Below are 19,385 nucleotides of genomic sequence, written 5' to 3'. Positions count from 1 at the left end.
GCTGGCACGAATGCTGCAATCTACATTTACAGCGCAAACACTCATATTAATTAACATATAAATAACTTTATTTTTACCAAAAGAGGTCGCTATGTCTCTGTCAGTTACGCGCGAAAACTTTGATGAATGGATGGTGCCGGTATACGTTCCCGCGCCTTTTATTCCTGTACGCGGAGAAGGCTCACGCCTGTGGGATCAGCAGGGGAAAGAGTATATTGATTTTGCTGGCGGGATCGCGGTCAACGCCTTGGGACATGCGCATCCGGCGCTGCGCGAGGCGTTAAATGAACAGGCGAATCGCTTCTGGCATACCGGGAACGGTTACACCAATGAACCGGCGCTGCGACTGGCGAAAAAACTGATCGACGCGACCTTCGCCGAACGCGTTTTCTTTTGTAATTCAGGCGCTGAAGCAAATGAAGCAGCATTAAAACTGGCGCGCAAATATGCCCACGATCGTGTTGGCAATCATAAAAGCGGCATTGTGGCCTTTAAAAACGCGTTCCATGGTCGCACGCTCTTTACCGTCAGCGCTGGCGGTCAACCCACCTATTCACAGGACTTTGCGCCGCTGCCGCCGGATATTCGTCATGCAGCCTATAACGATCTGAACTCCGCCAGCGCGCTAATTGATGACAATACCTGCGCCGTAATCGTAGAGCCTGTGCAGGGCGAGGGCGGCGTGATCCCCGCCACGAAAGCTTTTTTGCAGGGGCTGCGTGAATTGTGCGACCGGCATCAGGCGTTACTGATTTTTGATGAGGTGCAGACGGGCGTCGGACGTACCGGCGAACTGTATGCATATATGCATTATGGCGTTACGCCCGATATTCTGACGACCGCTAAAGCGCTGGGCGGCGGCTTCCCGATCGGCGCGATGCTGACCACGCAAGACTATGCCAGCGTCATGACGCCAGGCACGCATGGCACTACCTACGGCGGTAATCCGCTGGCGACGGCAGTTGCCGGAAAAGTACTGGATATCATCAATACGCCGGGGATGCAAAACGGCGTCAGACAGCGCCACGATGCGTTTATTGAACGTCTAAATACCCTTAATGTGCGTTTTGGCATGTTCAGTGAAATTCGCGGGCTGGGGCTACTGCTTGGCTGTGTGCTACAGACGGAGTTTGCCGGAAAAGCCAAACTCATCGCCCAGGAAGCGGCAAAAGCAGGCGTGATGGTGCTCATCGCCGGCGGCGACGTGGTGCGTTTTGCGCCAGCGTTAAATGTGAGCGACGAGGAGATAGCCACCGGGCTTGATCGTTTTGCCCTAGCGTGCGAACGCCTTCAGACGGGAGGCGCATCATGCGGGTGATTCGTCCTGTCGAACATGCGGATATCGCCGCGCTGATGCAGCTTGCAGGCAAAACGGGCGGCGGCTTAACCTCGCTACCGGCAAATGAAGCGACGCTGGCGGCCCGCATTGAACGCGCGCTAAAAACCTGGTCCGGCGAGCTGCCAAAAGGCGAACAAGGGTATGTATTCGTTCTCGAGGACAGTGAAACGGGTGAGGTCGGCGGGATCTGCGCCATTGAGGTCGCGGTCGGTCTTAACGACCCCTGGTATAACTATCGTGTCGGTACGCTGGTTCATGCCTCCAAAGAGCTGAATGTATATAACGCGTTGCCAACATTATTCCTGAGTAATGATCACACTGGCAGCAGTGAGCTTTGCACGCTGTTTCTCGATCCCGAATGGCGTAAAGAGGGTAACGGCTACCTGTTGTCAAAATCGCGCTTTATGTTTATGGCCGCGTTTCGCGATAAATTCAATGAGAAAGTGGTGGCGGAAATGCGCGGCGTCATTGACGAGCACGGTTATTCTCCCTTCTGGCAAAGTCTCGGCAAACGCTTTTTCTCTATGGATTTCAGCCGGGCGGATTTTTTATGCGGTACCGGGCAAAAAGCGTTTATCGCCGAGCTGATGCCCAAACATCCTATTTATACCCACTTCTTATCTGAAGAGGCACAGGCCGTGATTGGCGAAGTCCACCCGCAAACGGCGCCAGCCCGCGCGGTGCTGGAAAAGGAAGGCTTTCGCTATCGCCACTATATCGACATCTTCGACGGTGGGCCGACGCTGGAGTGTGATATTGACCGCGTGCGGGCTATTCGTAAAAGCCGACTGGTGGAAGTCGCGGAAGGGCAACCCGCGCCTGGCGACTATCCGGCATGTCTGGTCGCCAATGAAAACTATCACCACTTTCGGGCCGCGCTGGTGCGTGCCGATCCGCAGACTTCACGACTTGTACTGACCGCCGCGCAGTTGGATGCGCTGAAATGTCGCGCGGGCGACCACGTTCGGCTGGTACGCCTTTGCGCTGAGGAGAAAACCGTATGACGCTATGGATAAACGGTGACTGGATAACCGGTCAGGGCGAACGCCGCCGCAAAACGAACCCGGTGAGCGCGGAGATACTTTGGCAGGGGAATGACGCTAATGCGGCACAGGTCGCCGAGGCCTGTCAGGCGGCGCGTGAGGCGTTTCCTCGTTGGGCCAGACAGCCTTTTGCGGCACGACAGGCTATCGTAGAGAAATTTGCCGCCCTGCTGGAGGCGCATAAAGCCGATCTCACGGAGGTCATCGCGCGTGAAACCGGTAAACCGCGCTGGGAGGCGGCAACGGAAGTGACGGCGATGATCAATAAGATTGCCATCTCGATTAAGGCTTACCACGCCAGAACAGGCGAACAAAAAAGCGAACTTGTCGATGGCGCCGCGACTTTGCGCCATCGTCCTCACGGTGTGCTGGCGGTATTCGGCCCTTATAACTTTCCCGGCCATTTACCGAATGGCCATATTGTGCCCGCGTTGCTGGCAGGCAATACGCTGATTTTCAAACCTAGCGAGCTAACGCCATGGACCGGGGAAACGGTAATAAAACTCTGGGAACGGGCGGGGCTACCGGCAGGCGTTCTTAATCTGGTGCAGGGCGGCCGGGAGATCGGACAAGCGCTGAGTTCGCTCGACGATCTCGACGGACTGCTGTTTACCGGCAGCGCCAGTACCGGATATCAGCTTCATCGCCAGCTATCCGGCCAGCCGGAAAAAATCCTGGCCCTTGAAATGGGCGGAAACAACCCGCTCATTATTGAGGATGCGACAAATATGGATGCGGCGGTACATCTGACGCTGCAATCGGCGTTTATTACCGCCGGACAGCGCTGCACCTGCGCGCGACGCCTTCTGGTAAAACAGGGTGCGCAGGGAGATGCATTTCTGGCGCGGCTGGTTGACGTCGCCGGACGTCTGCAGCCCGGCAGATGGGACGACGATCCGCAGCCGTTTATCGGCGGACTGATTTCAGCGCAGGCGGCACAGCATGTGATGGAGGCCTGGCGTCAACGAGAGGCATTAGGCGGTCGCACGCTACTGGCGCCGCGGAAGGTCAAAGAGGGAACCTCTCTGCTGACGCCTGGCATCATTGAGCTGACCGGCGTCGCGGATGTGCCGGATGAAGAGGTGTTTGGTCCGCTGCTGAACGTCTGGCGTTATGCGCATTTCGATGAGGCGATTCGTCTGGCGAATAATACCCGTTTTGGTCTGTCGTGTGGGCTGGTGTCGACGGATCGCGCGCAGTTCGAACAGCTCTTGCTGGAGGCACGGGCAGGGATCGTTAACTGGAATAAACCGCTCACCGGGGCAGCGAGTACTGCGCCGTTTGGTGGTGTCGGCGCGTCTGGCAACCATCGACCCAGCGCCTGGTATGCCGCCGATTATTGCGCCTGGCCGATGGCTAGTCTGGAGTCTCCCGAACTGACGTTGCCTGCGACATTAAGCCCCGGCCTCGACTTTTCTCGCAGGGAGGCGGTATGACGGCGCATGAAGTTAATTTTGACGGGCTGGTGGGGCTTACGCACCATTATGCCGGGCTATCCTTCGGCAATGAGGCATCGACCCGCCACCGTTTTCAGGTGTCGAATCCTCGTCTGGCAGTAAAGCAGGGGCTGCTAAAGATGAAGGCTTTGGCGGATGCCGGCTTTCCCCAGGCGGTGATCCCGCCGCATGAGCGGCCTTTTATTCCGGCGTTGCGTCAGCTCGGCTTCACGGGTAGCGATGAGCAGATTCTGGATAAGGTTGCGCGTCAGGCGCCACGCTGGCTTTCCAGCGTGAGTTCCGCGTCGCCAATGTGGGTTGCGAATGCGGCGACGGTTTGCCCATCGGCAGACGCGCTGGACGGGAAAGTTCACCTGACGGTGGCGAATTTAAACAATAAATTTCATCGCGCTCTTGAGGCGCCTGTTACCGAAGCGCTGCTACGCGCCATATTTCGCGATGAAAGTCAGTTTTCAGTGCATAGCGCGTTACCGCAGGTCGCATTATTGGGAGATGAAGGCGCGGCGAATCATAACCGTCTTGGCGGCGAGTATGGTTCGGCAGGCGTGCAGCTTTTTGTCTATGGGCGCGAAGAGGAGAATGAAATACGACCCGCTCGTTATCCGGCGCGCCAGAGCCGCGAAGCCAGCGAGGCCGTGGCGCGTCTTAATCAGGTGAATCCGCAACAGGTTATCTTCGCTCAGCAAAACCCGGAGGTCATCGATCAAGGCGTATTCCATAATGATGTCATCGCCGTTTCGAATCGACAGGTATTGTTTTGTCACGAAGCGGCATTTGCCCGGCAGAAAGTGCTCATTAATCAGTTGCGTACGCGCGTTGACGGTTTTATGGCGATAGAGGTGCCCGCCGGAGAGGTTTCTGTATCAGATGCTGTGGCCACCTACCTGTTTAATAGTCAGTTGTTAAGCCGTGACGACGGCTCAATGCTGTTAGTGTTGCCGCGGGAATGTCAGGACCATGTCGGCGTCTGGCGCTATCTGAATAAGCTGGTGGCGGAGGATAACCCCATCAGCGCGATGCAGGTGTTTGATTTGCGAGAAAGTATGGCCAACGGCGGCGGCCCGGCCTGTCTGCGATTACGCGTGGTGTTAACAGAAGAAGAACGACGGGCGGTGAATCCAGCGGTAATGATGAATGACGCTCTGTTTACGGCCCTTAACGCGTGGGCGGATCGTTATTATCGCGATCGCCTGACCGCTGCCGATCTGGCCGATCCGTTATTATTGCGAGAAGGCCGGGAGGCGCTGGATGTGTTAACGCGTCTGCTGGATTTGGGGTCGGTTTATCCTTTCCAGCAAACGGGGGCGGCTGATGGATAACTTTCTGGCGTTGACGCTAAGCGGCACGACACCACGGGTGACGCAGGGGAAGGGCGCGGGTTTTCGCTGGCGCTGGTTAGGCCATGGTCTGCTTGAACTCACGCCCGATGCGCCGGTCGACCGTGCGTTAATTCTTTCTGCGGGGATACACGGTAATGAAACCGCGCCGGTCGAGATGCTGGATAAGCTGCTGTCGGCGCTGTATTCAGGCAGCTTGACGTTAACGTGGCGAGTGCTGGTGGTACTCGGCAATCCGCAGGCGCTGGCGGCGGGAATACGCTATTGTCACAGCGATATGAACCGTATGTTTGGCGGGCGTTGGCAGTCCTTTGCCGAAAGCGATGAAACGCGGCGGGCGCGTGAGCTGGAGCTAAGTCTGGAGACCTTCTTTTCATCTGGCCAGGCTCGGGTACGCTGGCATCTGGATCTGCATACCGCCATTCGTGGCTCGCATCATTTGCGTTTTGGCGTATTGCCGCAGCGCGACCGCCCGTGGGAGGCGGATTTTCTGGCATGGCTGGGCGCGGCAGGACTGGAGGCGTTGGTATTTCATCAGGCGCCCGGCGGTACGTTTACGCACTTTAGCTCTGAACATTTCGGCGCGCTTTCCTGTACGCTGGAGTTGGGAAAGGCGTTGCCGTTTGGGCAAAACGATCTGACGCAGTTCAATGTAACCTCGCAGGCGTTGTCGGCGCTGCTGAGCGGTGTCGAAACGTCAACCTCGTCTTCGCCGCCGCTACGCTATCGGGTGGTGTCGCAAATCACGCGTCACAGCGACAAGTTCGCGCTTTATATGGATGCGCAAACGCTGAATTTTACTGCCTTTGCGAAGGGAACGTTGCTGGCCGAGGAGGGGGATAAGCGCGTGACGGTGACGCATGACGTTGAATATGTTCTCTTTCCTAATCCCTCTGTCGCCTGCGGATTGCGGGCTGGATTAATGCTGGAAAGACTGCCCTGATAAATGTCCCTGTAAGCTCACGTTAGGGTTACAGGGATGATTTGGGATACAGTTTCATGCTATTACGGATTATTCCTGGAGAATTGCTTTATTAATAAGCGTTGCTGCGTTATAGTTCTGCATAATTTCTGCTATATCATGCTGTTGTATATTTCTCTTTCAACTCTGCGCAATTTATTCTTTTTTTCTTCACAATTGGCGAAAAAGTGTTTTTTATACTTTCATTGTTTTACCGTTGTTATGACTAATTGACGCTAAGACGGTTAAAGTTAATCACGACAACACGGCGCTGTTTTAAATATGCCGTAAAAATAACTGAAAGGAAGGATGGAAATATGCGTAAACTGACTGCTCTATTTGTTGCCTCTACCCTGGCGATGGGTGCTGCGAATCTGGCTCATGCCGCCGAGACTACCACCGCCGCGCCAGCGGATGCGAAGCCAATGATGCAGCATAAAGGTAAATTTGGCCCACATCACGATATGATGTTTAAAAACCTGAACCTGACAGACGCACAGAAGCAACAAATTCGCGACATTATAAAAGCGCAGCGCGAGCAAATGAAACGTCCGCCGCTGGAAGAGCGTCGCGCCATGCATGATATTATCGCCAGCGATACCTTCGATAAAGCCAAAGCCGAAGCGCAAATTACGAAAATGGAAGCACAGCGCAAGGCCAATATGCTGGCGCATATGGAAACCCAGAATAAAATTTATAACGTTCTGACGCCGGAGCAGAAAAAGCAATATAACGCTAATTTTGAGAAGCGTCTGACAGAACGCCCGGCGCAAGAAGGTAAAATGCCTGCTGCGGCAGAATAACTTTCCGCATAATTTAAGACCGCCGGTCTTGTCGACAACACAATCGTTGAGGTGGACAGGATCGGCGGTTTTCTTTATGACTGACGACAGTCGGTGTGCAGTTCAATGATCTCATATTGACCTGACATTAACGGTTTACAGAGAATCTTATAGCCGTCCTGATCAAAACCCGCAGGTGTGCGCACCAGGGTGGCGGCCTCATCCAGCGAGGGTACCGCCCCCAGCCATAACCAATTGTTGATAATGTGGAACTGGGTCATTTGTGGGCGGCTCTCTTTTAACGCGATAGCGCCTTTCCAGGGCCAGCAAACCACACGTAACCGTTCCAGCGAGGCCTGCAGACGAAGAAAATGCGCCTGCGGGGTTTCTTGCCCACAACACGCGCCAGCGCAGCGCTTCAGAGCGAAACGAAAACAGGCGCGCCCACGGCTTACCGGTTCAAGCCCCAGCAGGCCATAACACAATTTTTGTTCATCGGCGAGGTTCTGTAAGCTTTGCAGCGCCGCCCGACGGTTGGCGAAGAGGCCAAACAGGTTTGGCTCATGGGAAAAATCGACGCTGCGGGCGGAAACGACCTCAATCTTTTGTTCGCTCAACTGTAGCGAGCAAAGCTGGCGATTACGACGTAACCGCTTGTTAAACAGCGGCTGTTGTTCTTTGATCAGCCGTGCCTCCAGCAGCAACGCGCCCATTTCCCCAGCGGTGCAGATCCAGCTTATTCGCCGCGCCTGTCGCAGCATAGTGGCCTCGTCAGGCGTTCGCAGATGTGAAAGCACCCGGCTGCGAATATTCACGCTTTTACCGATATAAAGCGGCAGCGTATCGCTTTCGCTATGAAATACATAGACGCCCGGTAAGGCTGGCAATTCGCTGAGGAAAGGACGTAAATGTTCTGGATATTCGTAAATGGCCGCCGCTTCAAACTCAAGGCGGGGGGCTGATTGACGCCGTACCACAGTGATCTCCGTTAACTGGTTATTCATCCAGTATAACAGCGGATGGGTGATTAAAAAAGAGGCTGGGAAGAGAGGAGGCCGGATAGACGAGCGATATCCGGCACAACAGTAGAAGTACGCTTACCTTTTCCAAAAGTCGTCGAATACCGTAATCGGTAAACGGCGCTTATGTTCAGTTTTTACATACCAGCCTTCGATAGTTTTAGCGATGGCGGGGTCCAGCGTTTTGCCTTCCAGGTAATCGTCAATATTGTCATACGTTACGCCCAGCGCGGCTTCATCAGGCAGTGAAGGGCGGTCGTCTTCCAAATCGGCAGTGGGGACTTTTTTATACAGATGCTCAGGACAGCCCAGCGCTGCGAGAAGCTGTTTGCCCTGGCGTTTGTTAAGGCGATGAAGCGGGTTAATATCGGTACCGCCGTCGCCATATTTGGTGAAGAACCCGGTTATCGCTTCCGCCGCATGGTCGGTGCCCACCACGACGCCGTGAGTCATACCGGCGATGCTATATTGCGCTTTCATTCGCTCACGCGCTTTTTCATTGCCGCGAACAAAATCGCTCAGCTCAATTCCTGCTTCGCGCAGCGCCTGCTCGCTGGCGAGGACGGCGCCTTTAATATTGACGGTGAGTACTCTGTCCGGCTGAATAAAAGCAATGGCGTCCTGGCAATCCTGTTCATCGGCCTGTACGCCATAAGGCAGACGAACGGCGATAAACTGCAGCGCATTATCACCGGTCTCTTCCCGCAATTCGGCGATAGCCATCTGGCTGAGTTTCCCGGCCAGCGTCGAATCCTGCCCGCCGCTGATGCCTAACACCAGCGATTTCAAAAAGGGATAGGTTTTCAGGTACGCTTTAAGAAAATCCACGCTGCGGCGAATTTCTTCTTCAGGGTTGATATGCGGTTTCGCGCCAAGCGCCTGGATTATCTCTTGCTGCAGAGTCATTTAACCCCCTTCGACATTAAAAAAATGAATCTTTACCCTGTTAAAGCTAACCCTTCGCCGCTGAAACGACAAGGTTTGGCGGGCTAAGCGGTGTTTAAAACAACATATCGCTGCGTTAGAGAATTTTCCGAAAGACTTTTTGTGGCGAGGCGCGGCTTGAAAAATGTTCTGATGTATTCCAGGCTTACATAACACGCTGATAAACAAGAGGACGGAAAATGAACAAGAACGTAGCAGGAATTTTAAGCGCAGCGGCGGTAATGACTATGCTGGCAGGCTGTACGGCGTATGATCGTACAAAAGACCAATTTGTTGAGCCTGTCGTTAAAGATGTTAAAAAAGGAATGAGCAGGGCGCAAGTTGCGCAGATTGCGGGCAAACCGTCATCTGAAGTGAGCATGATTCATGCGCGCGGTACCTGTCAGACCTACATCCTGGGTCAACGTGATGGTAAAGCGGAAACCTACTTTGTTGCGCTGGATGATACCGGGCATGTGATTAACTCCGGCTATCAGACCTGTGCGGAGTACGACACTGACCCACAGGCGCCGAAGCAGTAACAACTGTACATTGCCTGAACATTCAAGGAAACCGGCCTGCGAGCCGGTTTTTTTGTGCCTGCCATAACCTTATTTATTATCGCGAATTATTTGCCCGAAATGTGAGGGGGGTCATAACGCCAGGTCAATGAGAGACAATTTAGTGGGTCAAGGAAATACCATCCGGCGGTCCGATCCCGTATACTCATTTCAGCCACCTAAAAAAGTAAATCCGGTTACGCAAGTCGCCCAGAGTATGGATGCAGGTTGAGGCTTGCGGCGTATCTGGTTGACAGATAATCGCACATGAGGAAGGTTTTTATGGAAAAGAAACACATTTATCTGTTTTGTTCTGCGGGCATGTCAACATCGTTACTGGTATCAAAAATGCGCGCTCAGGCTGAAAAATATGAAGTGCCGGTGATTATTGAAGCATTCCCTGAAACCCTGGCCGGTGAAAAAGGCCCGGCAGCGGACGTCGTGTTATTAGGCCCGCAAATTGCTTATATGCTCCCCGAAATTCAGCGTTTATTACCCGGTAAACCGGTAGAAGTCATTGATTCAATGTTGTACGGCAAGGTAGATGGCTTAGGCGTGCTTAAAGCTGCGGTAGCGGCAATTAAAAAAGCCGCCGCGAATTAATTATTTTTTAATTTTTCCCGTCAAAGAGTTATTTCATACACTAACCGCAATATTTTATTGCGGTATTTAAGGGTATTTTTCTATGAGTAACGTCATTGCTTCACTTGAAAAGGTACTCCTTCCTTTTGCTGTAAAAATAGGAAAGCAGCCACACGTTAATGCAATCAAGAACGGCTTTATTCGTTTAATGCCATTAACCCTTGCGGGGGCGATGTTTGTATTAATTAATAACGTTTTCCTGAGCTTTGGGGAGGGGTCGTTTTTTTATTCCATGGGCATTCGGCTTGATGCCTCAACCATTGAAACACTTAATGGATTGAAAGGCATCGGCGGGAACGTCTATAACGGCACATTGGGCATTATGTCGCTCATGGCGCCATTTTTTATCGGTATGGCGCTGGCGGAAGAGCGCAAGGTTGATGCGCTGGCCGCCGGATTGCTCTCCGTGGCGGCATTTATGACCGTAACGCCGTATAGTGTCGGCGAGGCCTATGCCGTAGGCGCTAACTGGCTGGGTGGTGCAAATATTATCTCCGGTATTATTATTGGCCTGGTGGTCGCGGAGATGTTTACATTTATTGTCCGGCGCAACTGGGTGATTAAGCTACCGGACAGCGTACCGGCTTCGGTGTCTCGTTCATTCTCAGCATTAATTCCCGGCTTTATTATTCTCTCTATTATGGGGATTATTTCCTGGGCGCTGTCTAATTACGGTTCTAACTTCCATCAGATTATTATGGACACTATCTCTACGCCGCTGGCATCGCTGGGTAGCGTGGTAGGGTGGGCATATGTCATTTTTGTACCGCTGCTGTGGTTCTTTGGTATTCATGGTTCGCTGGCGCTGACCGCGCTGGATAGCGGCATCATGACGCCCTGGGCGCTGGAAAACATCTCTATTTACCAGCAGTATGGCTCCGTCGATGCGGCGCTGGAAGCCGGTAAAACGTTCCATATCTGGGCGAAACCGATGCTGGATTCTTATATCTTCCTCGGTGGTAGCGGCGCAACGCTGGGTCTGATCATCGCTATCTTCCTGGCATCCCGTCGCGCGGACTATCGCCAGGTGGCAAAACTGGCGCTGCCGTCAGGTATCTTCCAGATTAACGAACCCATCCTGTTTGGCCTGCCGATTATTATGAACCCGGTGATGTTTATCCCCTTCATTCTGGTTCAGCCGATTCTGGCGGCGATTACGCTGGTGGCTTACTATTTGGGTATTATTCCGCCGATTACCAATATTGCGCCGTGGACCATGCCAACCGGGCTGGGGGCGTTCTTTAACACCAACGGCAGTGTCGCCGCGTTGCTGGTTGCGCTATTTAACCTGGCGGTCGCTACCCTGATTTATCTCCCCTTCGTGGTGGTGGCTAACAAAGCGCAGAACGCCATTGAGCAGGAAGAAAGCGAAGAAGATATCGCTAACGCACTGAAATTCTAAACTCCGCGTCGGCATGGGATGCCATGCCGGGCTGAATCAGAGGAAAGACTATGTTTGATCTTGAAAATGTTGTAGATAACCAGACAGCGGCTGAGGAACTCGAAGAAGTCGTTATGGGGCTTATCATCAATTCTGGTCAGGCGCGCAGCCTGGCATATGGCGCGCTCAGAAAAGCGAAAGAAGGCGATTTTGAGGCGGCGAAAGCGATGATGGACCAGTCGCGCATAGCGCTCAATGAAGCGCATCTTGTGCAGACAAAACTCATCGAAGGCGATCAGGGCGAAGGCAAAATGAAAGTCAGTCTGGTCCTGGTTCACGCTCAGGATCATTTAATGACCTCAATGCTGGCTCGTGAACTGATCGCTGAGTTGATTGAGCTCCATGAGAAACTGAAATAACAGGGGGCGGATGATGCAGCTACAGGTTAACGCAACGGAAATCAAAACGGTTTATGAGCAGCAGCTCTTCAATGGCAAAAATTTCCATGTGTTTATCTATAACAAGACGGAAAGCGTCACCGGGCTGCATCAGCACGACTATTATGAATTTACCCTGGTATTAACCGGACGTTATTACCAGGAGATTAACGGGAAGCGTGTGCTGCTGGAACGTGGAGATTTTGTTTTTATCCCGGTGGGGTCGAATCACCAAAGTTTCTATGAGTTTGGCGCAACGCGTATTCTGAACGTAGGAATTAGTAAACGTTTTTTTGAACAGCATTATCTTCCGTTACTGCCGTTTTGTTTTGTGGCATCGCAGGTATACAGGGCGAATAGCACCTTCCTTACCTATATTGAAACGGTGATTGCGTCGTTGAATTTTCGCGGCAATGGGCTCGACGAATTTATCGAAGTGGTGACATTTTATATTATAAACCGCTTACGCCATTACCGCGAAGAGCAGGTTTATGATGATATTCCACAATGGCTAAAAGCAACCGTGGAGATAATGCATGATAAAACGCAGTTTGGCGAACATGCGCTGGAAAATATGGTGCGCCTGTCGGCAAAATCCCAGGAGTATCTGACGCGCGCCACCCGACGTTATTACAGCAAAACGCCGATGCAAATCATTAATGAGATTCGCATTAATTTTGCCAAGAAACAGTTGGAAATGACCAACTATTCGGTTACGGATATTGCTTATGAAGCCGGGTATAGCAGTCCAAGTCTGTTTATTAAAACGTTTAAGAAGATGACCTCATTTACGCCGAATAGTTATCGGAAGCGATTGACGGAAATTAATGAGTAACGGTTTGCATTGCTCGATTAATTACATTTCACGCTTGCCCCAATAGCGCGGGGAACGTCACGCTATTTCTTACGAGCGGGCATAGCGTAATACATATCAGTGTCATACACTGAAGGGAGATATTATGAGCCAGAAATTAAAAGTCGTCACTATTGGTGGCGGGAGCAGCTACACCCCTGAATTACTTGAAGGCTTTATTAAGCGCTACCATGAATTACCTGTCACCGAATTATGGCTGGTTGATGTTGAAGACGGGAAAGAGAAGCTGGACATTATTTATGATCTCTGCCAGCGAATGATTGATAAAGCAGGCGTTCCGCTAAAATTGTATAAAACGCTGGATCGCCGGGAAGCGCTGAAAGACGCTAATTTTGTCACTACCCAGCTACGCGTTGGTCAACTCAAAGCCCGTGAACTGGACGAGCGTATCCCGCTTAGCCACGGCTATCTGGGGCAAGAAACCAACGGCGCTGGCGGTTTATTTAAAGGGTTGCGTACCATTCCGGTTATTTTTGACATCATTAAGGATGTTGAAGAATTATGTCCGAATGCGTGGGTCATTAACTTTACTAACCCGGCGGGGATGGTGACGGAAGCGGTTTATCGTCATACCAACTTTAAAAAATTCATCGGCGTATGTAATATTCCTGTCGGCATGAAAATGTTTATTCATGACGTGCTGGCGCTGAATGAGAATGACGATCTTTCCATTGACCTGTTTGGTCTAAACCATATGGTCTTTATTAAAGATGTGCTGGTGAATGGCACCTCACGGTTCGCAGAATTACTGGATGGCGTGGCGTCCGGTCAGTTGAAAGCGTCAACCGTAAAAAATATCTTTGATCTGCCGTTTAGTGAAGGATTGATTCGCTCGCTGAACATGCTGCCGTGCTCTTATTTGTTGTATTACTTCAAGCAAAAAGAGATGCTGGCGATTGAAATGGGCGAATATTACAAAGGCGGCGCGCGCGCTCAGGTCGTACAAAAAGTGGAGAAACAACTCTTCGACTTGTACAAAAATCCTGAGCTAAACGTGAAGCCGAAAGAGCTTGAGCAACGCGGCGGCGCTTATTATTCCGATGCCGCTTGTGAAGTCATTAACGCTATTTATAATGACAAGCAGACTGAGCATTACGTTAATATTCCACATCATGGGCATGTCGAGAATATCCCGGCGGACTGGGCAGTGGAAATGACCTGCATTCTGGGACGCAATGGCGCGACGCCGCACCCGCGTATCACCCGTTTTGACGAAAAAGTGCTGGGGCTTATCCACACTATTAAAGGATTTGAGGTCGCGGCCAGCAATGCGGCGCTGAGCGGAAACTTTAATGATGTGCTGCTGGCGCTTAACCTGAGTCCGCTGGTGCATTCCGACCGCGACGCAGAAGTCCTGGCGCGTGAGCTCATCCTGGCGCATGAAAAATGGCTGCCTAATTTTGCCGCTTGCATCGAAGCGCTTAAAGGTAAGCACCACTGACAGAGGTAGGCTATGGAACGCGTGTTGATTGTGAATGCCGATGATTTTGGCCTGAGTAAAGGGCAAAATTACGGCATTGTTGAAGCATATCGCAACGGCGTTGTGACCTCCACGACGGCGCTGGTCAATGGCGAGGCTATTGACCATGCGGCGCAGCTTAGCCGCGAGCTGCCTGCGCTTGGAGTGGGAATGCATTTTGTTTTGACGTTAGGCAAACCGGTGTCAGAGATGCCGGGCCTGACGCGAGATGGCCTGTTGGGGAAATGGATCTGGCAAATGGCGGAGGAGGATACGCTTCCGCTGGATGAAATTGCGCATGAACTGGCGTGTCAGTATCAGCGTTTCATCGACGTATTTGGCCGCGAGCCAACGCATCTCGACAGTCACCATCATGTGCATATGTTCCCGCAAATTTTCCCCATCGTCGCCCGCTTTGCGGCGCAGCGCGGGATTGCGTTACGTATTGACCGCCAGACGGTGTTGAACGCAGACGATCTGCCGTCGGATTTGCGCAGCACTCAAGGATTTAGTAGTGAATTTTACGGCGAGGAGATCACCGAAGCGTGCTTTTTACGCATTCTGGATGCCTCGGCGCATCGAGGAGAAGCCTCTCTGGAGGTGATGTGTCATCCGGCGTTTGTGGACAACATTATTCGCCAGAGCGCCTATTGTTACCCCCGCTTAACTGAACTGGAGGTGTTGACGTCTGCGTCACTCAAGGCAGCGATTGCAGAACGTGGATATCGTCCTGGCAGTTTTCTTGATATTTAGCTCCTGAGTTTGCGGCGCAAGAATGCGCCGCATTTTTTGCCGTTTATGCAGGAATCGCGTTAATTTTCCCCGCACGCGACCAGACACGGTGTGCCGCCATCAGCGTCAGCAGAGTGTCCATAAAGTGGTGGTCAACGTTATCTGCCTCAACAAGTCCTTCTTCCCCCTGGCTATCAATGTTTAAAAGCGCCTTAAACCGTCGGGCGTCGCCTGCCAGTGCGATGGGCTTCAGATGTTTGTAGGCTTCCAGAAGGTAGTAACGGGCATCGCCGCAACTCTCGATATCGGCAATATTGCCGCACGGTACTATTACCGCATCGACCGTTAGCGACGGCGCGCCGGCAAAGGTTGCCGCAATAGTTAATGTTGAACCGTCATCAGCCGTTACTTCACCCATCCGTGAATAGAGCAGTTTTGCGTGGACGCCTTTGGCTTTTAAAGTCTGCAAAATGGTCAACAGTTCGGCGGCGTTAACCTTGTCGTTCAGCAGAATAGCGACCACTCGGCCTTTAACATCGCCGTCCGGCACCGCATACAGGCTGAGCGCCGGATCTTTTTTCAGACCGTTGACATCAGGAGGCGGGGCAATTTGCGTTTGCTCATGGGTGAGTGCAAAACCGAGATTATGCGCGACGCCCTGAGCCAGCGTGACATCAATATGCGCTAACTGATCGACCACCCGCTCCCGAATATACGCGCGGGCGACTTTACCCAGTTCAAAGCTGAACGCGTCAATAATATGCTGCTGTTCTATCGGCGTCTGACTGAGCCAGAACAGGCGAGGATGCGAGTAATATTCACCGAAAGAGGGGCTGCGTTCGCGGATTTTATTGCCATCCACGCGTTCCTGGTATGATTCGAAGCCGCCGCGTTTTGGCGCTGGCGGCGTTTCGCGCGGCCAGTTGTCATTAATGGAGTTCGGTTCATAGTTCGCCGGATTGGTGTCGATATCCATCCGGTGCATACCGTCACGCTGGAAGTTATGGTAGGGGCAGGTAGGGCGGTTAATCGGAATTTCGTGGAAGTTTGGCCCGCCCAGGCGACTGATTTGCGTGTCGGTATAAGAGAACAGACGCCCCTGTAACAGCGGATCGTTGGTAAAATCAATGCCGGGAACAATATGTCCTGGATGAAATGCCGCCTGTTCGTTTTCAGCGAAAAAGTTATCCGGATTACGGTTTAACACCATTTTGCCGACGCGTTGTACTGGCACCAACTCTTCCGGAATCAGTTTGGTCGGATCGAGCAGATCAAAATCGAATTTAAATTCATCCTCTTCGGCAATGAGTTGTAGGCCCAGCTCGTATTCCGGGAAATCGCCCGCTTCGATGGCCTCCCACAGATCCCGGCGGTGAAAATCCGGATCGCGACCGGTCAGTTTTTGTGACTCATCCCATACCAGCGAGGCTTTACCTGCCAACGGTTTCCAGTGGAAACGGACAAAGGTCGCTTTCCCTTGTGCATTGATCAGACGGAAGGTGTGAATGCCGAACCCTTCCATCGTCCGATAACTCCGTGGAATACCGCGATCCGACATTGCCCACATGACGTTGTGCAGCGTCTCAGGCTGTAAGGAAACATAGTCCCAGAAGGTGTCGTGCGCGCTCTGTCCTTGCGGAATAGCCCAATGTGGTTCGGGCTTAACGGCGTGCACAAAATCCGGAAACTTATGTGCATCCTGGATAAAAAAGATCGGCGTGTTATTACCGACGAGATCGAAAATTCCCTCTTCGGTATAAAATTTGGTCGCAAAACCGCGGATATCACGTACGGTATCAGCAGACCCCGCGCCGCCCTGTACTGTCGAAAAGCGAACAAAGACCGGGGTAATTTTCTGTGGATCGCACAGAAACGCGGCTTTCGTGATGTCGCTCAGGTCTTTATATGGCTGAAAATAGCCGTGCGCTGCTGATCCGCGGGCGTGAACGATCCTCTCCGGGATACGCTCATGGTCAAAGTGGGTAATTTTCTCGCGCAGGATAAAATCTTCCAACAGCGTAGGGCCACGGCTGCCGGCGCGAAGAGAATTTTGATCGTCGGCGATGCGCACACCCTGATTGGTGGTCAGCGCATAATTTTCGCTGCCTTTACGAAAGGTGTCGAGGGCGGTGAGCTTATCATTCGCGGTCTCGGGCGCTTTTAAGCTGCCGGGGGCCGTTGGTTGCGCGCCCGGCGGCGTCGGTTCTGGCGTGGGGCGATGTGAACCGTCTGACGGCGCCAGGGAGTCCAGGCCGGGCTGTGATTCACGGGTATCATGCACGGGGGACTGATGGGGGGATTTCTCATTATGCGACATTGAACTCGTCTCCTGCTTTCATCACTGAAATGGGCGTGGTAGTAGTCAAAATCACTCTAACTATAGAACATTTCAGCAATTATGCCGGGGGAGAGCGGAACGGCAGACAAGGCTCAATAGGGAAATCGCACGCGCGGAACAGGACGTCGGGGGCGAAGATCGGCTAAAATAGTGTTTTTCTGATTTTTAGCCTTAGAGCCTATCCCAGTAGGCGTTATTGGCGCAGCCAGTTTGGACACGGACAGCGCGCAAAAACCGGAGCGTACACGTAGTACGTGAGGATTTTGAGCACTGCCCAGGACCAAAATGGCAAGTAAAATAGCCCTAATGGGATAGGCTCTTAGCCTCTTTTAGTGAAGCATTAATGATGAAACCTCTTCGCCAGCAAAATCGCCAGATTATTAGCTATATTCCGCGTGTTGAACCCGCGCCGCCGGAACATGCGATAAAAATGGATACGTTTCGCGACGTCTGGATACTGCGCGGTAAATATGTTGCCTTTGTTCTGACGGGGGAGTCATTTCAACGGTCGCCCGCTTTTAGCGTGCCAGAATCGGCGCAACGTTGGGCGAATCAGGTTCGCCAGGAAAACGAAATCGCTGACTAAGAAAAAACAAAACGCCGGTACTGGAGACCGGCGTTTTTAGTGACAGACATTTTGAGTTGTTGATCGTCGTGTCTCAGACGATGTGAACTCCCGATAATGTATTATCGATGCGCCAGTTCGGCGTCTTCTCCGCTATCGAGAATGGTTTTATCGGTCTGCTTCAGCCACTGGCTGGTCAGCGTACCCGCGGTCATTGAGCCGCTCACGTTCAGTGCGGTACGGCCCATATCAATCAACGGTTCGACGGAGATTAACAGCGCGACCAGCGTGACCGGTAAGCCCATGGCAGGCAGCACAATCAGCGCGGCGAAGGTCGCGCCGCCGCCAACGCCGGCAACACCCGCCGAACTTACGGTAACGATACCCACCAGCGTGGCTATCCATACGGGGTCTAAGGGGTTGATGCCGACCGTCGGCGCAACCATTACCGCCAACATCGCAGGATAAAGACCGGCGCAACCGTTTTGGCCGATGGTCGCGCCAAAAGAGGCAGCAAAGCTGGCGATGGACTCCGGCACGCCCAGGCGGCGGGTTTGCGCTTCGACATTAAGTGGAATGGAGGCGGCGCTGGAGCGGCTGGTAAAGGCAAATGTCAGCACCGGCCACACCTTGCGGAAATATTTCAGCGGGCTAATCCCGTTCACGCCCAATAGTATGCCGTGAACCACAAACATTATCGCCAGACCAAGATATGACGCTACCACGAAGCTTCCAAGCTTAATGATGTCCTGCAAATTAGAGCCGGCAACCACTTTCGTCATCAGCGCCAGTACGCCGTAAGGCGTAAGTTGCATCACCAGACGCACCAGCTTCATCACCCAGCTTTGCAGGGTATCGATAGCAACAAGCACACGCTCGCCTTTTGGCGCATCATCTTTCAGCAGTTTAAGCGCGGCCACGCCCAGGAATGCGGCGAAAATCACCACGCTGATAATAGACGTAGGATTTGCGCCAGTCAGATCCGCAAACGGATTTTTCGGTACAAAAGACAGCACCAGTTGCGGCACGCTGAGATCGGCCACTTTGCCGACATAGCTCGTCTCAATGGCATTCAGACGCGCGGTTTCCGCGCCGCCCTGAACCAGACCTTCCGCCGTCAGTCCGAACAGATTGGTGACCAGCACGCCCACCAGCGCTGCGATAAGGGTAGTAAATAGCAGTGTGCCGATAGTCAGAAAACTGATTTTCCCCAATTGAGAGGCGTTATGCAGTCGTGCCACGGCGCTTAAAATAGAGGCGAATACCAGCGGCATCACAATCATTTGTAGCAATTGCACATAACCGTTGCCGACAATATTGAACCACTGAATGGAGTCTTTTAACACCTGACTGTCAGCGCCATAAATGGTGTGCAGGGCCAGACCAAAGACCACGCCCATCACAAGGCCGACAAGCACTTTTTTAGCCAGACTCCACTGTTTATGACGGGCCTGCGCCAGTACAAACAGCAGAATGACGAACACCGCAATGTTCGCAATTAATGGAAAATTCATCCCCGTTCTCCTGATTTTTTT

At 52.5% G+C, this 19,385-nt stretch carries 18 protein-coding genes; 14 read left to right on the top strand and 4 right to left on the bottom strand.

The window, feature by feature from the left end; genetic code table 11:
- Nucleotides 1-91 precede the first annotated feature (91 nt).
- The 6 genes from QEN32_RS12515 (at nt 92) to spy (ending at nt 6,940) form a co-directional block, all read left to right on the top strand.
- Nucleotides 92-1,318: an aspartate aminotransferase family protein gene (locus QEN32_RS12515; RefSeq protein ID WP_080213011.1), complete on the top strand. Its 1,227-nt coding sequence runs from the start codon at nt 92-94 to the stop codon at nt 1,316-1,318.
- Entirely contained in the window at nt 1,309-2,343 is a 1,035-nt protein-coding gene (astA, locus tag QEN32_RS12510; RefSeq protein WP_001263889.1) for an arginine N-succinyltransferase, read from the top strand. Before QEN32_RS12515 ends, astA begins: the two co-directional genes overlap by 10 nt.
- Nucleotides 2,340-3,818, top strand: a complete 1,479-nt coding sequence (gene astD, locus QEN32_RS12505; protein WP_000177283.1) for a succinylglutamate-semialdehyde dehydrogenase — start codon at nt 2,340-2,342, stop codon at nt 3,816-3,818. Before astA ends, astD begins: the two co-directional genes overlap by 4 nt.
- Nucleotides 3,815-5,158, top strand: a complete 1,344-nt coding sequence (astB, locus tag QEN32_RS12500) for an N-succinylarginine dihydrolase (RefSeq protein ID WP_000123949.1) — start codon at nt 3,815-3,817, stop codon at nt 5,156-5,158. The genes astD and astB overlap by 4 nt, the downstream gene beginning before the upstream one ends.
- Nucleotides 5,151-6,119, top strand: a complete 969-nt coding sequence (gene astE / locus QEN32_RS12495) for a succinylglutamate desuccinylase (protein ID WP_076932753.1) — start codon at nt 5,151-5,153, stop codon at nt 6,117-6,119. Before astB ends, astE begins: the two co-directional genes overlap by 8 nt.
- Before the next feature lie 335 nt (nt 6,120-6,454).
- The gene (gene spy, locus QEN32_RS12490; protein ID WP_023207148.1) at nt 6,455-6,940 is read left to right on the top strand and encodes an ATP-independent periplasmic protein-refolding chaperone Spy; all 486 of its coding nucleotides are present in this window, start codon (nt 6,455-6,457) and stop codon (nt 6,938-6,940) included.
- 74 nt (nt 6,941-7,014) lie between these two features.
- Here the strand turns inward: spy and cho are convergent, their stop codons facing one another.
- Nucleotides 7,015-7,896, bottom strand: coding sequence for an excinuclease Cho (gene cho, locus QEN32_RS12485; RefSeq protein ID WP_001747715.1), 882 nt, complete (start codon nt 7,894-7,896; stop codon nt 7,015-7,017).
- 120 nt (nt 7,897-8,016) lie between these two features.
- Nucleotides 8,017-8,844 carry an ammonia-dependent NAD(+) synthetase gene (nadE, locus tag QEN32_RS12480; RefSeq protein WP_000174981.1) on the bottom strand — a complete coding sequence of 276 codons (828 nt, stop codon included), beginning with the start codon at nt 8,842-8,844 and terminating at the stop codon, nt 8,017-8,019.
- A 218-nt stretch (nt 8,845-9,062) separates the two neighbouring features.
- Here nadE and osmE point away from each other — a divergent pair, with 218 nt between their 5' ends.
- From osmE to chbG, 7 genes are all read left to right on the top strand, one after another.
- Entirely contained in the window at nt 9,063-9,404 is a 342-nt protein-coding gene (gene osmE / locus QEN32_RS12475) for an osmotically-inducible lipoprotein OsmE (RefSeq protein WP_001039301.1), read from the top strand.
- 300 nt (nt 9,405-9,704) lie between these two features.
- On the top strand, nt 9,705-10,025 hold the full coding sequence (gene chbB / locus QEN32_RS12470) for a PTS N,N'-diacetylchitobiose transporter subunit IIB (protein ID WP_000412161.1): 321 nt from the start codon (nt 9,705-9,707) through the stop codon (nt 10,023-10,025).
- An 82-nt stretch (nt 10,026-10,107) separates the two neighbouring features.
- On the top strand, nt 10,108-11,466 hold the full coding sequence (gene chbC, locus QEN32_RS12465) for a PTS N,N'-diacetylchitobiose transporter subunit IIC (RefSeq protein ID WP_000073064.1): 1,359 nt from the start codon (nt 10,108-10,110) through the stop codon (nt 11,464-11,466).
- Nucleotides 11,467-11,516: 50 nt separating this feature from the next.
- The gene (gene chbA / locus QEN32_RS12460) at nt 11,517-11,864 is read left to right on the top strand and encodes a PTS N,N'-diacetylchitobiose transporter subunit IIA (RefSeq protein WP_000459883.1); all 348 of its coding nucleotides are present in this window, start codon (nt 11,517-11,519) and stop codon (nt 11,862-11,864) included.
- Between the two features lie 10 nt (nt 11,865-11,874).
- Nucleotides 11,875-12,717 (top strand): transcriptional regulator ChbR, encoded by an 843-nt coding sequence (chbR, locus tag QEN32_RS12455; protein ID WP_000983393.1) that lies wholly within the window; start codon nt 11,875-11,877, stop codon nt 12,715-12,717.
- 124 nt (nt 12,718-12,841) lie between these two features.
- Complete coding sequence (locus QEN32_RS12450; protein WP_000078772.1) at nt 12,842-14,197, top strand: 6-phospho-beta-glucosidase; 1,356 nt, start codon at nt 12,842-12,844, stop codon at nt 14,195-14,197.
- 12 nt (nt 14,198-14,209) lie between these two features.
- Nucleotides 14,210-14,968, top strand: coding sequence for a chitin disaccharide deacetylase (gene chbG / locus QEN32_RS12445; RefSeq protein ID WP_000442730.1), 759 nt, complete (start codon nt 14,210-14,212; stop codon nt 14,966-14,968).
- A gap of 43 nt (nt 14,969-15,011) precedes the next feature.
- On the opposite strand, the gene katE is transcribed toward chbG, so the two are convergent.
- Nucleotides 15,012-17,264, bottom strand: coding sequence for a catalase HPII (katE, locus tag QEN32_RS12440; protein ID WP_265322151.1), 2,253 nt, complete (start codon nt 17,262-17,264; stop codon nt 15,012-15,014).
- Between the two features lie 364 nt (nt 17,265-17,628).
- On the opposite strand from katE, the gene cedA reads away from it, so the two are divergent.
- Nucleotides 17,629-17,871 carry a cell division activator CedA gene (gene cedA, locus QEN32_RS12435; protein WP_000977510.1) on the top strand — a complete coding sequence of 81 codons (243 nt, stop codon included), beginning with the start codon at nt 17,629-17,631 and terminating at the stop codon, nt 17,869-17,871.
- Nucleotides 17,872-17,972: 101 nt separating this feature from the next.
- On the opposite strand, the gene tcyP is transcribed toward cedA, so the two are convergent.
- A complete protein-coding gene (gene tcyP, locus QEN32_RS12430; protein WP_001010663.1) occupies nt 17,973-19,364 on the bottom strand; it encodes a cystine/sulfocysteine:cation symporter in 1,392 nt (463 codons plus the stop codon).
- Nucleotides 19,365-19,385 lie beyond the last annotated feature (21 nt).

Source organism: Salmonella sp. SA14318 (assembly GCF_029866905.1).
GTDB classification, from domain to species: domain Bacteria; phylum Pseudomonadota; class Gammaproteobacteria; order Enterobacterales; family Enterobacteriaceae; genus Salmonella; species Salmonella enterica.
Note: the sequence above shows the minus strand (reverse complement) of the source record. Positions and strands in the feature narration are given on the sequence as shown.

Excerpts from the sequence above, each read along its gene's own strand:
- chbC (WP_000073064.1), top strand. The coding sequence starts at position 10,108 with ATGAGTAACGTCATTGCTTCACTTGAAAAGGTACTCCTTCCTTTTGCT.
- katE (WP_265322151.1), bottom strand. The coding sequence starts at position 17,264 with ATGTCGCATAATGAGAAATCCCCCCATCAGTCCCCCGTGCATGATACC.
- astE (WP_076932753.1), top strand. The coding sequence starts at position 5,151 with ATGGATAACTTTCTGGCGTTGACGCTAAGCGGCACGACACCACGGGTG.
- tcyP (WP_001010663.1), bottom strand. The coding sequence starts at position 19,364 with ATGAATTTTCCATTAATTGCGAACATTGCGGTGTTCGTCATTCTGCTG.
- QEN32_RS12450 (WP_000078772.1), top strand. The coding sequence starts at position 12,842 with ATGAGCCAGAAATTAAAAGTCGTCACTATTGGTGGCGGGAGCAGCTAC.
- nadE (WP_000174981.1), bottom strand. The coding sequence starts at position 8,844 with ATGACTCTGCAGCAAGAGATAATCCAGGCGCTTGGCGCGAAACCGCAT.
- chbG (WP_000442730.1), top strand. The coding sequence starts at position 14,210 with ATGGAACGCGTGTTGATTGTGAATGCCGATGATTTTGGCCTGAGTAAA.
- astB (WP_000123949.1), top strand. The coding sequence starts at position 3,815 with ATGACGGCGCATGAAGTTAATTTTGACGGGCTGGTGGGGCTTACGCAC.
- chbR (WP_000983393.1), top strand. The coding sequence starts at position 11,875 with ATGATGCAGCTACAGGTTAACGCAACGGAAATCAAAACGGTTTATGAG.
- cedA (WP_000977510.1), top strand. The coding sequence starts at position 17,629 with ATGATGAAACCTCTTCGCCAGCAAAATCGCCAGATTATTAGCTATATT.
- chbB (WP_000412161.1), top strand. The coding sequence starts at position 9,705 with ATGGAAAAGAAACACATTTATCTGTTTTGTTCTGCGGGCATGTCAACA.
- QEN32_RS12515 (WP_080213011.1), top strand. The coding sequence starts at position 92 with ATGTCTCTGTCAGTTACGCGCGAAAACTTTGATGAATGGATGGTGCCG.
- astA (WP_001263889.1), top strand. The coding sequence starts at position 1,309 with ATGCGGGTGATTCGTCCTGTCGAACATGCGGATATCGCCGCGCTGATG.
- astD (WP_000177283.1), top strand. The coding sequence starts at position 2,340 with ATGACGCTATGGATAAACGGTGACTGGATAACCGGTCAGGGCGAACGC.
- spy (WP_023207148.1), top strand. The coding sequence starts at position 6,455 with ATGCGTAAACTGACTGCTCTATTTGTTGCCTCTACCCTGGCGATGGGT.
- osmE (WP_001039301.1), top strand. The coding sequence starts at position 9,063 with ATGAACAAGAACGTAGCAGGAATTTTAAGCGCAGCGGCGGTAATGACT.
- chbA (WP_000459883.1), top strand. The coding sequence starts at position 11,517 with ATGTTTGATCTTGAAAATGTTGTAGATAACCAGACAGCGGCTGAGGAA.